The following is a 14,055-nucleotide window of genomic DNA, read 5'->3' on the forward strand; positions in this document are numbered from 1 at the left end:
TGCATTACCAAACCATGCTGAAACCAAAATTCAATCCGTTCCAGTTCAGCTCGTGAAATGCAGGCTTCTGCGTGGCTGAATCGAAGAATGATTGCGACGAGGACTGCTCCAACGCCCCCACGGCGTCCTCTAACCACAATCCTTGGTAGGCAACTTGCAGCGAAGCCCAACTGCACAACCAAATCGAACCGCCTAGTTCGACATCGAACAGGGAAGTATCTTTGTCGCCTTCGTAGGTGAACGACGTATTCTGGGCCACGGCGGAACCACGCACCTCGTTGTTCAGCGCCGCATATTTGCCACGAGCATAGAGGCGTGATCGGCCGTTTGTCCACAAGGTAGCTTCGCCACCTAATTGGAACCCGAATGCCTTGTTCGATGCACTGGAATAGAAACCCGTTTTTGTCGTCGTCGCCAACGACGCGGTATCAATCACGTCAAACGTCTCGCCTAAGCGAAACCAGCGAAGCCCGGCAGTCAAGCGAATCCGCTGAATCGGCCGGTAACCGATCATCCATTCAGCTGAATCCAAATCCGAGTTGAGGAACATCGTGTAACTGGGATCTGGACTCGCAGGTAATCCACCATAAAACAGTGGATTCAAATTTGTGGTGGTGTAGTTGCCCGCATCAAACCTTGTTTCAGCGACGGTGTCATCGACCGACAAAAACACCAAGTCGCAATCGAACCCCGGCGCATACCGAGTCAGATTGAAAAGCGACACTGAAATACGCGTTCCGAGTTTCATTTCCGGATCGATTTCATCACTGGTTGCCACCAACTCAGATGAATCGGTGTACAACAGCGGGAACGCGTCGGGCCCCGATCGCTTCAACGCCAAGCCGCCGATGTCGACTCCGAAGATAGGCTCAAACCGATGCTGCCCGGGCAAATCAAACTTGTCAAAATTGTTCAGAGGACGGTCCGCGTTGGGGGCGGCAAACTCAAGCGGACCTTCGTCAGCATTAGCAACTGCGGGCAGCAGCGAACCAACGATCGCAAAGAGGGCTAATGAACATCGAAAAATTGCCACCAACGACTTAGTCAAGTCGAGGTGGTTGCCTGTCATTCCATCCATGTTTGCAGCCTTGCAGCGAAGACGCCCCATCTTGAGTTCGTCTGTGGTTTTCAGTATTCAGCCAGGAAGGGAACCTGGGATATCAAAACCGACTTCGGCAATTTTCGGATAAGGGCTTCACCGATTCGCAATCGGGGTGCCAGTTAGAGAAGCGTTTTCGATGCCCGCCCCTCGCAATCGCTACATCCAACGTGACCCTATCCCGCCGTATTCACCGTGACCAAGCCGACTGTACTGTACATCCGGTCCAACAGTGGTCGCGTTGCGAGCCTCCGACTCCGATCCATATATCGAACAACTCTCTTTGATCTGCTCAAAAGGATTCGCTTGCACCGGGGAAAGATCGGTCGGCGACCGCCTCGCGGTAGGTCGTTGCGGCGTCGCGGATCAACGACGACGCGTCGGCAATTTTGCGTACAAACTTTGGTGTATAGCCTTGCGTCAAACCGATCAAGTCGTTGGTAACAAGCACCTGCCCGGTCGTATGAGGGCCTGCCCCGATACCGATCGTTGGCACCAAGACCGCTTCGGTAATCGCTTTCCCGGCCTCCACCGTGACACACTCGACCAAGACCGCAAACGCGCCTGCGTTTTCTGCTGCCAAGGCATCGACCACCAGCGAATCAATCTCGCGATGCACTCGATAACCACCGTCGACATGGATATTCTGAGGCCGCAGCCCGACATGCGCCATAACTGGAATCCCTGCGGTGACCAATGTCTCGATTCGCTCGGCTTGCTCGGCGCCCCCCTCGAGCTTGACCGCATGACACTTGGTTTCCTTTAACACTCGTGCGGCACAATCGACGCTACGCGAAATCTCGCGTTGCCCCTCGGGGAATGGCAGATCGACGACCACCATCGCTCGTTTTGCAGCCCTTCCGACCATCTCGGCGTGGTACAGCATTTGATCCATTGTCACCGGCAAAGTTGTCTCGTGGCCTTGCACCACCATCGCAAGTGAATCGCCAACAAGTAAAATATCGATTCCGGCGTCGTCTAAAATGGCCGCAGTCGGAAAATCGTACGCGGTCAACATCGAAATCGTCTTTCTGTCCTCACGCATTCGCTGCAGCGTTCGGGTGGTCACTCGGGGGCGGGAGGCGGGCGAAGGAGGCGACATCGACGCGTTGGGGGCTCGGGGAAATCGAATCAGATAGGGATCAACACAAGTCTCCAAGCTAACCGTACAATGCGAGAAGTCCAGCGGGGATGGTTTGACCGACGCCGCAGCTTTACTATTTTTTGGGAGGAATCAAATCGATGAAGAATTTGTGTTTGTTTCGGTTTACCAGCACCCAGCGGTGCCCTGCCATTCAAGCTGCATCTGACACCTCGCCCCTAAAATCCAAAATCAATGGTCTCCAATCCGTGACTCGAATTTTTTGCAGTCTCACGCTCTCGCTCGTGATTGCCTCGACCGCCTTTGCTCAAGCCGGGGCGAATATGGTGACCCAGTTCAAAGGCACACTCAAAAGTGCTCAGCCAGGTGTGCTGGTCATCACCCGCGACGACGGCACCGAGATGTTTGTGCAGCCGCCCGATGAGCTTCCCAACCTCGCCTTCATTGCCGAAGCCAAGCCTGCCTTTCTAGGCCGTGGAATGCTGATCCGATTTTCTGGCGTCTTCGACGGAGCGGGTAACCCATTGTCGAAGATTGAAAAGGTCGAGATTTTCCAGCCCGTGCCTCCACAACAACTCAAGGGCAGCCAGCGAGACAAATTCACCCCCGGCGTCTACGGCGACCGCAATGCCAATCCCCAACAACGCGCCCAGCCTCAGAAATATGAAGTGGTCGGCATTCCCATGGGAATCTCACCGACCGGTGTGTTGATGACCCAAGCGGGTAAGATTCCTGTTCGCTGTCAGTTAGCCGAGGATGCTCAATTCGAACTGCGATTAAACAATCTTTCCTTGGCTCAGCCAGGTGACCCGGTTTCAATCAGCGGTTTTTACCAACCGCCCGATGAAACCAAAGTCAAGGCGGAAAGCATCACCATCACAACTGATCGTGTGTATGGCGAACCGGTCGCGAACGAAAATCCTCGCAGCCGCCGAAAATCTCGCAGGGATCGTGATGCAGACGATGCCGCGAAAGAAGCACCCGCCATCGAAGGCGATGCAAAACCCGATGCTGCTGAGTGACCCCACCATTTTTGCTGCTCCCTTTTTTTGAATGACGATGCGACGCCCGTTCTTGAATTTAAAAGTTTGTCCATGTTGATGCGTGTCACTGGAGGCCACGTCATTGACCCGGCATCGGGAATCGACGGAGTTCACGATTTATGGATCCGCGACCAATCGATTGCGAAGTCCGAGGCGGACTTAACAGCGAACCAAACGATTGACGCGTCCGACTGCATCGTAATGGCGGGTGCGATCGATATGCATACGCATATCGGTGGCGGAAAACTGACGCTGGCAAGATTGCTGCTGCAAGATCAGTTCCCTCGTGACAGCGAGCGGATGAGTGAGTTTCTGCCGGCGGCCAGCGTTGTTGGCAACCGCTATCTCGACATGGGCTACACCACCTGTTTCGAACCCGCCGTGATTCCCTGCAACGCGCGTTCGGCACACGCAGAAATGGCGGATGCGGTCGGCATCGATACCGGCGGCTACTGCTTGTTGGGCAACGATGACGTGCTGCTAAAACTGCTTGCCGAAGACGCACCGCAAGCGATCATCAATGACTACGTCGCCTGGATGGTCACCGCGACACAGTGCATCGCGGTGAAAGTGGTCAATCCTGGTGGCATCAGCGCGTTCAAGTTCAACACTCGCGAATTTGATGTCAACACGCCGCATCCACAGTACGGTGTCACCCCATCGACGATCATTCGCCGACTGTGCCGTGCGGTTCACGAGATCGGCTTGGCTCACCCGCTGCACGTCCACTGCAGCAACCTCGGCGTCCCAGGCAACATCGCTTCGACCTTGGCAACGATCGAAGCGGCCGATGGTTTGCCGATCCATCTGACCCATGCTCAGTTCCATAGCTATGGCGATACCGGACCCTACAAAATGTCCTCCGCTGCTGAGCAACTAGCTCGCGCCCTGCAAACCCATCCCAACGTCACCATTGATGTGGGACAGGTCATGTTCGGCCAAACCGTGACCATCAGCGCCGATTCGATGCACCAATACGACAACCATACTCACGCGAAACCACGTAAATCGGTGCTGGTCGATGTCGAGTGCGAAGCCGGTTGTGGCGTGGTTCCGTTTCGCTATCGACGCAAACAATATGTCCACAGCTTGCAATGGGCGATTGGTTTGGAATTGTTCTTGATGATCGATGATCCTTCGCGAGTCTTCTTGACGACCGATCATCCCAACGGCGGCCCGTTCACAACGTATCCGCATTTGATCCGACTGCTGTGCGACCGCTCGTATCGCGAAACCGCACTCGCCGAGATCGAACCCGAAGCCGCCGCAGCGAGCCAATTGGCAGGCACGTCTCGTGAATACAGCTTTACCGAGATCGCCACGATGACGCGTTCAGCTCCGGCCGCCATCCTGGGATTAGAGGGCGTGGGCGATCTGGCGCCGGGATCCAATGCCGACGTGGTCATCTATCGCAAGCACGAAAACATCGAGCGAATGTTTTCCGAGCCCACCTATGTGATTCGCCGTGGCCAGATCGTTCGCGGCGAAGGAGCCAGCGATGCGGCGACGATCCCCACCGTCACCCATACCGTCGATGTCTCCTTTGATCCAAAAACGATCCCGATGCTCGCCCAGCGGTATGCCGAACAGGGAACAATGGCGATGAGCCGATTGAGGATCAGCGACGACGAAATGCAAAGCATGCTAGGCACGACGCCTTATAAACATGTCGCGGTGCGAGGAACGGTTTAAACACCATGGATGAATTCTTTCACATCAACGGCATTCGCATCGACGCGACGTTTGCCGAAGCGTTCGACATGAAGGCGACGCGTTTGATTGTCACGGCGGACGATCGCCAATGGACGACCGATGCCGCCGCCGCAATGACAGGGTTTGGTACAAGCGTGATTGCGTGTGGTATCGAAATCGCCGTCGAGCGTGAACTCGCCGCAAACGAAACACCCGATGGACGCCCTGGCGTTGCCATCCTTGCCTTTACCGTTTCCGGAAAAGAGATGGAGAAGCAGATCCCGCGACGCGCGGGTCAATGCATCCTAACGTGCCCCACGACCGCGTTGTATGCTGGAATCGAGGAATCCGAACCCAAGTCCGACAAACGAATCGCGATCGGAAAATCGCTGCGTTACTTTGGGGACGGTCATCAGATCAGTAAAGTGATCGGATCGCGACGCTATTGGCGAATCCCCGTGATGGACGGCGAATTTGTCTGCGACCACGACGTGGCACGTACCGATGGCATCGGCGGCGGTAACTTTATCTTGATCGGCAACGACGTCAAAGCGGTTTCGACCGCTTGTCGTGCCGCAGTCGATGCAATGCGTCCCCTACAGGACATCATCACCCCGTTTCCGGGTGGCGCAACACGCAGTGGTTCCAAAGTAGGTTCAAAATACGCCGCCCTGTTTGCCTCGACCAACAACGCCTTCTGCCCCACGCTTCGCACCAGTGATCCATCCTCGGAATTGATGCGTGACGAATCGATTGCGATGGAAGTGGTAATTGACGGCCTTTCCGCCGAAGCGATCGCCAATTCGATGAGTGTGGGAATCCAGGCCGCATGTGATTCGCAAACCGGCGGCGGGCTGCTGAGAATTACCGCAGGTAACTACGGAGGAAAACTCGGACGACATCATTTCCATCTGGCGGAGATTCTAAAATGAACAGCTGGCTTTTAGAATCGCGGCAGCAACCCGAACACGACATCGACGCCTCCGCAATCTCGCTGTTCGCATTCGAGCAAATCAGTGATGTGGACCAAGTCAAATCGTTGTCCTTGCGATGCGGGGATGGCACACGCCCGCTCGGCGAGCTGTTTTCTGTTTCAAAGCAGGCGGGCGATAGCGAGTTACGGATTGTCGGCGACCTGACTCGATTTCACCGACTGGGCATGAATCAGCGTAGCGGACGGTTGATCGTCGAAGGCAGCGTGGGCAACTATGCCGGAGCGATGATGTCGGGAGGCGAAATATGGATCGCCGGCGACGCGGGTGACTATCTCGCGTCTCCCGTGGACGCTTGCCGCACTGGCATGTCCGGAGGCCGCATTGTGGTCGGTGGCTCGGTCGGCGATTACACAGGCCATCGCATGCGACGCGGCCAAGTTTTCGTCGAAGGCTCTGCAGGGGATTTTGTCGCTAGCCATCAAGTCGCGGGCACGATCGTGATCGGAGCCGAGATTGGAGAACATACAGGCTATGCGATGCGCCGCGGGACGCTGATGGTCAATTGTCCATCGACGATGGCTCCAACGCGGTTCAGTGAGCCGATCGAGGCAAACTCGACGTTCTTTGCGCTGCTGGCAGCACAAACCGCTTGCTGGGTCACGCAGGCCGCTTCAATCCCATTTGCTTGCAAAGCCGTGTCACAATTGGTGGAAAAAATTGCGAAGCAGGGCTACCAAACGATCCGCGGCGATTTTGCGGTCGGCGGCCAGGGCGAAATCATTTTCCCCCGTTAAGGCACGCTAAGGCACGTATTTTGCGGTGTTCGATTTGCGACGGAGGCTGTCGAAACAGGCGAACGCGGCTGTTTTAAAGTCAATTCCCCTCCGTTTCGCAGCTTACAAATCGGCTGAATTTCCGTCTGCCACTGGCGGAAAGAGGTCCTTTGTGACTATTTTCAACAGTAGAATGTCGTCGATTTCGACGTTCAATCCACTAAACACACCGGCCCGAGAGTCTCTCGTGGGCCATTCTCCCTACACAAAACCAAGCATTTTCGAAAATGAAATTTCTCTCTTTCCGATCCATTCTTCTCGTCGCGGCAACGTGCTTATTGGCCTCGCTCGTGTCACCTGCAGCAAAAGCCGAAGCCACGCTTGGCATTGGCTCCAAAGCTCCCTCGATCGATATCGAGCACTGGTTGCAAGATGGCAAGGGATTTTTCAAACCGGTCAAGAAGTTTGAAAAGGGCAAAGTCTATGTGGTTGAATTCTGGGCAACATGGTGTGGCCCCTGCGTGATGAGCATGCCTCACCTCGCGGAATTACAAAACCAGTACCGCGGCGAGAACGTGCAAATCATTAGCGTCTCGGACGAAGAAGTTGAAGAGGTCAAAGAGTTCTTGGCGCGTGAAAACAAAGAACTGAAAAAGACGTTCGACGAAATTACGTCGGCTTACTCGTTAACCACCGACCCTGATCGTTCGGTCTACAAAGACTACATGGAAGCAGCCAACCAACAGGGCATCCCGACCGCCTTTATCGTTGGCAAGACCGCTCAGGTCGAATGGATTGGCCACCCCATGGAAATGGAAGAGCCACTCCAACAAGTGGTTGCGGATTCATGGGACCGCGAAGCTTTCAAGAAGGCAATGGAAGAACAACAGCGTCTCGAAGCAGCGGTCGAACAAATTTCGATGTTGGCTGGTGCTGGAAAATTTGACGAAGCGATCAAGCTTGTTGAAAAACAAATCACCGAGACCAAGGACCCTGCGTTGCAGGCGAACCTGAAAGATTTCCGTTCGAGTCTGATGCTGTCGGCCGGACATGTCACCGACGAAGTGGTCAAATACTATCGTGATCGTCTGGCGGAAATGAAGGGCGATTGGATGTCGCTGGGTCAATTCGGTTACTCTCTGACCGCAGTGGTTCAACAAGGCGGAAGCGTTGGACCTTTGGCCGGTGAAGCCGTTGCCGCACTCGCACCACTGGCCGACAAAGTAGACGCCGAAGCCAAACCGCTTGTCTACAACATCTTGGCACAACTTTCTAAGGTCGATGAAAAAATCGACGAAGCGATCAAGTTCCAGGAAAAAGCCGTCGAACTCAGTGACGATCGTCAAAAGAAACGAATGGAGTTGTTCCTCGAAGAATTGAAGACGGAAAAAGGCGGGAAGTAAACAAGTCTAACGTCTAATGGAATCATGAAGCCGTGTTAACGAACCGCTTCATCGAATCGCTAAACCATTCCTACCGATCCGGTAGGAATGGTTTTTTAATGGACTCATCCAAGTGACGGTGAACTATTGCGGGGGCAGATCGAATGACAAGTCGAAACGTCGCCAACACATCGCCGTAACCAGCACGCTGACCGCAGCGATACTCCACGTCGCTGCGATCGCGCCACCGACAAAGCCGAGGGTATAGAGACTTTCGGGCAAGATACTTTTGCACATCCCGGCCCAAATAACCAACAGTGCAAGCGAGGCCGCGATCACGCCCGCTTTGCCTAGAAACGTCAACTTGGCTCGCAACATCATTCCCAACCCTTGTTGGTGAGCATGGTGCGGGTATACCAAAAACAATGCGTTTTCCGCTGCAAACGTGAACACTGCAAATGCAGCCATCAGTAACGTCCATAACAACCACTGGACCCATCCGGGATGAACGACCAAAGCCGCGATCGTCAGTGTGACCCACTGAAAAATCCATGTGATTAAGATGGGTAACGTCAATTGACCGACGACCATCGAAAGTGGTTTGACGGGCAACGACTTTAATAGCTGCATCCGCAACAAGTCGCGACGAAAATCGAGACGTAGCGCCGGGGGTGCAAGCAGCATCGTGCACAACGCAATTCCGCTGACCACATAAAACCACTGCTCCATCACTTGATTCGTCACCAACGGTGATAAACACAACAGCGTTGGGATCACAAAGCTGACCAAAATCGTTCCACGATACCGCCGCACACTTTGGTACTGCCGAGCCAGTAATGCCGCAGTCGTACTCAGCCTCGCGTGACCACAAAGTACATCAATATCAAGCGAGCGATTCTTACTGGCTCTACTTGCGACGCCTCGGTTACCATCCGATCGATCCAGCTCGCGAAGCAGCGATTGCTCCTGCGACCGACTCTGCATAAGCGCCCAGTGGTCGGCCCACACCAAAACACGAACGGCAAACAAGATCGTCATCGCAACACAAGCAATCGCAATGGGTGTCCAAACCGAGTAGCTACTGGCCACGGCCAGCGACGCCATCGGAATCCACGCAACGGCAAACGCTTGAATCATCACGCCTTGCGCAAGCTCACCCACCGAATAGAACACGTGAATCAAATACAACCACGTTGGTGAGCCCATCGGAGTCATCGCGGTGACTTTGGCGATCACTTGTAGCACCACCGCAGTGACCATGATCACGCTGACCGCTTTCGCACGTCGACGATTCACATCGCTCAGACCGCTGGCAATACGGACCAAGATTTGCCGCACAGTATCTAACAATAAAAGCGAGCTAAACACACCAAAAATCAATAGTTCAACGTGTTGAACATCGCGAGCGATCACGATCGTCAACAGCAGTGTCTTGATCGCCGTCGCCGAAACAATATTGGTAATTCGATAGGTCGCCAAACTCGATCGATGCAGCGGTCCGCCGCCCAACCACAGACGTTCGGCGGGCGTCATCTCGAGGTCGACCATCGATTCGGTCCAAACACAGCGAACCGCGTGATAAAACGCGTACAGCACCATGCCGCCCGAAAGCCAAGCACGAAGATGATCTGGGGAAGCGGGCGCTCGATTGGACAGCACCAAAATGCCGTACATCACGTACGCGACAAGAAAGACTCCAGCCAACAGCGTCGCGATAATGCGTCTGGGCGAGCAGATTCGTTCCAGCGTTCGCCGCAAACGAAATTGACTGCGCGAGTTCGTCAACCACAACAATTGTCGATGTACATGCGGTGCATCCCAGCGTGATTCGAACTCGGATTGATCCGATTGTTCGCTCATGCCACCCCTTCCATCACTGCAACCTCAGCATTCACTGCGGGACAAATAGCGGGATTTTCAATAGCCGCAAAATAAGCATCTTCGAGTGAACCGATCCCAGGATACGCAGATCTCAAGTCGCTGGCGGTTCCGAAAAATTTCGCTTCGCCCTGCTTCATCACCAAATAGTGGGTACAGACACCTTCGATCATTGGCAACAAATGGCTGCTGACCATCACCGTCGCTCCCGCAGCAGCGCGTTCGCGGACCGATGCCAATAGTTCGCGAATCCCTGGCGGGTCGAGTCCTGTCATCGGCTCATCAAGCAGCAGCACCGATGGATCAAAAAGATACGCACAACACACCGCCAATTTCTGACGCATCCCACGTGACAACGTCGTGGCTCCCGCGTCGACCTTGTCCAACAATTGAAATTGACTCAGCAGCCGAGTCGCGTGGGCTTGAAAATCTTTGACTTGGTACAATCGCCCGATCATTTCCAAATGCTGTCCCACCGTTAAATCATCAAACAGCGGTGGGTCGTCGGGCACGTACGCCAAGCGGCGTTTAAGTTCGATTAATTCGGTCTTTTGGTCACACCCAGCAACACACAGTGATCCGTCGGAGGGCGGAATCAAGCCCGCCAAACATCGCATCACCGTGGTCTTGCCGGCCCCATTGGGACCCACCAGACCACAAACTTGGCCCGGCTGTAATGCAAAGGAGACACCGTCAACGGCCAAATGCCGATCGTAAATCTTACGCAAGCCTTGAACTTTGATCATGGTCTGCAACCGCTAAATATCGCACAGAGAAAACTATCGTTGTTACCGAGTACTGAAAGTTAGCACACAAGTAAGCAACGACACTGCCAAGTTGAGTCGTAGCGATTAAGCGGGATATCCGATCGACTGTGGCTGCAAACTATTGGGCGATCCAGTAGTGCCTCAGTGCAGCGTCGATCTCTTTGCGGCCCATCAGACGTTGCTCTTTACGTACTCCGCTGCGGCGATCAGCGACACCTTTGACAATCACCCGAACCGAGTCTGACAAGTCGTACAGGTGTGCCAAACGACTGGCGACTGCCAACTGAAAACGGGCTTGAGGGTAGACGGGCACTTTCAAGCGATCGAGCGACCACGAATTCATCTGCAAGCGATGCCAGCCATCGAAGTCGTCATCAATCAGGAACGGCTGTATATTCGCTGGCAATTGGTCCATCGCCGAGCGATGAATCTGAACCTCCGCACGACTGCTGTGCGGCGAATACAAAGCCCACGACGTCCAATGATCCCAGTACCCCCATCGCTCGGTCGCTGGCATCACGATCGCAAGAATTACGATCGCTGTGGCTAAGCGTTTGCCGACGGACTTGCCTGCTGCTGGGATTGCTGCCGCAGACTGCGACGGCGAAGATTTGCCAGGTTCCGCATGCGGCTGCACAAACAAGAACCACGCTTGCATGATCAGCAGGATGTTCCATAGCAGCACCCCGTTGCTGTGATCCAGATTCCAGGGACCTAGCATGATCACGAGACTCAAGTGCAGCAGCATCACACATCCGCCTGCGATTCGCCGTGTCCGGCGGAACAACAACCCAACCGCGATCAACGCTTCGCTTAGTGGCAACAGCAAGGCGATCGTCGCCAATGTGTTGTGCTCGAACCGATCCGCCAAATTCCCAATTCCTGGCAAATTAGCGGCCGCCAGAAAATTCTGGCCCACCGTATGAGCGAATTGGTAATCAAGTTTCCCAAGTCCGCTGTACAGATAAACGCTGGCAGCTAATGGAATGAGCCATCTCCGTGCCGTTTCACGATCCATCGTGGCAAAGACAATCGCATAGATCGCACTTTGATACGCCCAGGGCTGCAGGCGGTGCTGATCGAGCACGAACGAAATGCAAAACGCGACCGCAACGATCCACCACAACCAGGCACGCTGAAGCTCGGCAGTGGCAACGATCGCACTACAGGCGGCCAGAATCACAATGCAAGGGATCCACTGCACCCACGACGGCAGCGAATTGAGCGTTGAAAACATCGGGATCAGCAGCGACGGCTCACTCCCACGCCACAGTGGAAACGTGACCAAAACCAGCAGTATCAACATGCCGGCCCAACATCGAGACAGTCCCCAAGATCCCAACACGCAATCCCAACCTTATCGCAACTTGTGAAGATCGTCGGAGCAATGAATGTCGTGGATCGCTCCGCGATTCATCGTTGTGATCGCGGAGCGATCCACGACAAAATGCCACCGTTCGGTTCACGTGGCGATCAGCGACCAACTGCCAGTGATTGTTCCGACGTTCCTAAGTAAAAATGTGCAAAAATGAAGCGTATGCGGAATCGGCTCCTGTCGACACCCCCGACTGATTTGCTTTGCAATGCTCGATCGCTCAAGATAACGGTCAACACACCTTTACGAAAGCACGAAATGTTTGCACGCGTTTGCCGACAACGAGAAGGAAAGTGCGAGGAATGCTAAAACCACAATCCTCTTGCCCATCGACCGCTCAAGATCACGACGACGCCGACCCCGCGACCGTGACCTCTCGCTGGAGTTTCTTTCAGCGATACGGACTAGTCGTGGTGGGGTTGTCGCCTCTGGTTGCCAATGCGATCGGCAGCGTTTTTAACATTGCCTATAACCACGAACAAGTCGAACCGTTGCTTTCGGTAGCTCAAATGGCCCGTTTCAACGAATGTTGGCAATGGTTCAACTTGCTTGTCTATCCGATCGCGGTCGTTTGCTTTGTGACGCCGTTGGTGTGGTTGCGGCCGGTGCACAACGCGTTACTCGCCGGCGATGTGGTGGATGCCGACGTCCTGCAGAAAGCCCAAAAGAGGATCGTCAATTTACCCTGGTGGTTTCTATTGGTTGCTGCTGTAGGATGGCTGAGCTGCATTCCCATTTTCCCAGCGGCTCTGTACGCGGTTCCCGAACCGCTGTCGAGCGACGTCGTCGCCCACCTCGTCACTTCGTTTTTAACCGCATCGCTGATCGCAGTCACGCATAGTTTCTTTGCCGTCGAACTGGCGATCCAAAAGTTTTTGTTCCCGGTGTTCTTCCAGCAACACAATCCGGCGGCCGTGCCCGGCGGAGTGCCACTGAACATCACCGCTCGCGGAGTGTTATGGATTTTCTCAGCGGTCGTCAGCCCGGTGGTTTCGCTGGTGTTGATTTTGCTTCTTCCTGATGCAGCCCACCGAGCCCCCTGGTTCGCCATCGCCGTAGGACTGGTCGCGATCCTGTTCGGATTGATGTCGAGCGTCATGTTGTCCAAATTGGTAGCGACTCCGATTCACGAGCTGAACCTAGCTTCGATGCGTGTGGCTCAAGGCGACTTAACCGCCCGAGTCGATCTGCTACGTGCGGACGACTTCGGCATGCTGATTGAGCGATTCAACAACATGGTCCATGGACTGCGAGAACGCGAACAGCTTCAACAGACGTTCGGTCGCCACGTCGGCGAGGAAGCCGCTCGACAAATCATGAGCCAAGGCGACAACTTGAGCGGTCGAGAAGAGAGGGTGTCGGTGATGTTTGTCGATGTCCGCAATTTCACTCACTTTTCGTCGCACCATTCACCAGAACAAGTCGTGACGGCGCTGAACGTTTTCTTTCGCGAGGCCGTTGAGCTTGTGGAGTCACACGGAGGGATGGTCAACAAATTTTTGGGCGATGGATTCATGGCCCTGTTCGGGATCGGGAAAAAATCGGACCATCATGCCCAGCGAGCGGTGGAAGCGGGAAAGGCAATGCTGCGGTGGGTTGCCGAATCACGTCCTCTTTTCGAGCAAGCCGGATGGCCTGATTTGGAAATCGGGATCGGAATTAACACCGGCACCGCAGTAGTCGGCAGTATCGGATCCCCAAAACGCCAAGAGTACACCGCGATCGGCGATACCGTGAATGTGGCAGCCCGCGTAGAATCGTTAACCAAAGAATTAGGATGCCACTTGATCGTGACCCAGTGCACCGCCGAGCAACTTTCGACGGAAACGACAATGCGTGATCTACCGCCGCAACGAGTCAAAGGCAAAGTCGATCCGCTGAATGTTTTTGCTATCGAGTATTGATCAAGTCGCGGTAGCGATTTAGTAACAGCGGCTTAATGGGATGTCACAATGGACCGTGCACGCTCAGTGTTACCCGCCCTCCCCGGCCGCTATCGCGGCCGACCT

11 protein-coding genes are annotated in these 14,055 nt (G+C 54.6%); 6 read left to right on the forward strand and 5 right to left on the reverse strand.

Annotated features, from left to right (window positions below; all coding sequences use genetic code 11):
- Positions 1 to 4: 4 nt before the first annotated feature.
- Positions 5 to 1,108 carry a hypothetical protein gene (locus tag SH528x_RS35230; RefSeq protein WP_442508093.1) on the reverse strand — a complete coding sequence of 368 codons (1,104 nt, stop codon included), beginning with the start codon at positions 1,106 to 1,108 and terminating at the stop codon, positions 5 to 7.
- Between the two features lie 283 nt (positions 1,109 to 1,391).
- Positions 1,392 to 2,201, reverse strand: a complete 810-nt coding sequence (panB, locus tag SH528x_RS35235; RefSeq protein WP_442512234.1) for a 3-methyl-2-oxobutanoate hydroxymethyltransferase — start codon at positions 2,199 to 2,201, stop codon at positions 1,392 to 1,394.
- Between the two features lie 140 nt (positions 2,202 to 2,341).
- Between panB and SH528x_RS35240 the strand changes: the two genes are divergently transcribed.
- The 5 genes from SH528x_RS35240 (at position 2,342) to SH528x_RS35260 (ending at position 8,047) form a co-directional block, all read left to right on the forward strand.
- Entirely contained in the window at positions 2,342 to 3,223 is an 882-nt protein-coding gene (locus SH528x_RS35240; RefSeq protein WP_442508094.1) for a hypothetical protein, read from the forward strand.
- A gap of 72 nt (positions 3,224 to 3,295) precedes the next feature.
- On the forward strand, positions 3,296 to 4,936 hold the full coding sequence (locus SH528x_RS35245) for a formylmethanofuran dehydrogenase subunit A (protein ID WP_442508095.1): 1,641 nt from the start codon (positions 3,296 to 3,298) through the stop codon (positions 4,934 to 4,936).
- Between the two features lie 5 nt (positions 4,937 to 4,941).
- Positions 4,942 to 5,868, forward strand: a complete 927-nt coding sequence (fhcD, locus tag SH528x_RS35250; protein ID WP_442508096.1) for a formylmethanofuran--tetrahydromethanopterin N-formyltransferase — start codon at positions 4,942 to 4,944, stop codon at positions 5,866 to 5,868.
- The gene (locus SH528x_RS35255; protein WP_442508097.1) at positions 5,865 to 6,665 is read left to right on the forward strand and encodes a formylmethanofuran dehydrogenase subunit C; all 801 of its coding nucleotides are present in this window, start codon (positions 5,865 to 5,867) and stop codon (positions 6,663 to 6,665) included. The genes fhcD and SH528x_RS35255 overlap by 4 nt, the downstream gene beginning before the upstream one ends.
- 266 nt (positions 6,666 to 6,931) lie before the next feature.
- Entirely contained in the window at positions 6,932 to 8,047 is a 1,116-nt protein-coding gene (locus tag SH528x_RS35260) for a TlpA disulfide reductase family protein (protein WP_442508098.1), read from the forward strand.
- Between the two features lie 123 nt (positions 8,048 to 8,170).
- Here SH528x_RS35260 and SH528x_RS35265 read toward each other — a convergent pair whose 3' ends face one another.
- From SH528x_RS35265 to SH528x_RS35275, 3 genes are all read right to left on the reverse strand, one after another.
- The gene (locus SH528x_RS35265; RefSeq protein WP_442508099.1) at positions 8,171 to 9,886 is read right to left on the reverse strand and encodes a hypothetical protein; all 1,716 of its coding nucleotides are present in this window, start codon (positions 9,884 to 9,886) and stop codon (positions 8,171 to 8,173) included.
- Positions 9,883 to 10,650, reverse strand: coding sequence for an ABC transporter ATP-binding protein (locus SH528x_RS35270; RefSeq protein ID WP_442508100.1), 768 nt, complete (start codon positions 10,648 to 10,650; stop codon positions 9,883 to 9,885). Before SH528x_RS35270 ends, SH528x_RS35265 begins: the two co-directional genes overlap by 4 nt.
- Positions 10,651 to 10,789: 139 nt before the next feature.
- Entirely contained in the window at positions 10,790 to 11,977 is a 1,188-nt protein-coding gene (locus SH528x_RS35275; RefSeq protein WP_442508101.1) for a hypothetical protein, read from the reverse strand.
- A 371-nt stretch (positions 11,978 to 12,348) separates the two neighbouring features.
- Here SH528x_RS35275 and SH528x_RS35280 point away from each other — a divergent pair, with 371 nt between their 5' ends.
- The gene (locus SH528x_RS35280; RefSeq protein WP_442508102.1) at positions 12,349 to 13,950 is read left to right on the forward strand and encodes an adenylate/guanylate cyclase domain-containing protein; all 1,602 of its coding nucleotides are present in this window, start codon (positions 12,349 to 12,351) and stop codon (positions 13,948 to 13,950) included.
- The last annotated feature ends 105 nt before the right edge of the window (positions 13,951 to 14,055 follow it).

Source organism: Novipirellula methanifontis, from assembly GCF_052161655.1.
Taxonomy (GTDB): domain Bacteria; phylum Planctomycetota; class Planctomycetia; order Pirellulales; family Pirellulaceae; genus Novipirellula.

What these genes read in the sequence shown, in the direction of transcription:
- SH528x_RS35245 (WP_442508095.1), top strand. Translation starts at nt 3,296, where the DNA reads ATGTTGATGCGTGTCACTGGAGGCCACGTCATTGACCCGGCATCGGGA.
- SH528x_RS35260 (WP_442508098.1), top strand. Translation starts at nt 6,932, where the DNA reads ATGAAATTTCTCTCTTTCCGATCCATTCTTCTCGTCGCGGCAACGTGC.
- SH528x_RS35280 (WP_442508102.1), top strand. Translation starts at nt 12,349, where the DNA reads ATGCTAAAACCACAATCCTCTTGCCCATCGACCGCTCAAGATCACGAC.
- SH528x_RS35255 (WP_442508097.1), top strand. Translation starts at nt 5,865, where the DNA reads ATGAACAGCTGGCTTTTAGAATCGCGGCAGCAACCCGAACACGACATC.
- panB (WP_442512234.1), bottom strand. Translation starts at nt 2,201, where the DNA reads ATGTCGCCTCCTTCGCCCGCCTCCCGCCCCCGAGTGACCACCCGAACG.
- SH528x_RS35265 (WP_442508099.1), bottom strand. Translation starts at nt 9,886, where the DNA reads ATGAGCGAACAATCGGATCAATCCGAGTTCGAATCACGCTGGGATGCA.
- SH528x_RS35230 (WP_442508093.1), bottom strand. Translation starts at nt 1,108, where the DNA reads ATGGGGCGTCTTCGCTGCAAGGCTGCAAACATGGATGGAATGACAGGC.
- SH528x_RS35270 (WP_442508100.1), bottom strand. Translation starts at nt 10,650, where the DNA reads ATGATCAAAGTTCAAGGCTTGCGTAAGATTTACGATCGGCATTTGGCC.
- fhcD (WP_442508096.1), top strand. Translation starts at nt 4,942, where the DNA reads ATGGATGAATTCTTTCACATCAACGGCATTCGCATCGACGCGACGTTT.
- SH528x_RS35240 (WP_442508094.1), top strand. Translation starts at nt 2,342, where the DNA reads ATGAAGAATTTGTGTTTGTTTCGGTTTACCAGCACCCAGCGGTGCCCT.
- SH528x_RS35275 (WP_442508101.1), bottom strand. Translation starts at nt 11,977, where the DNA reads ATGTTGATACTGCTGGTTTTGGTCACGTTTCCACTGTGGCGTGGGAGT.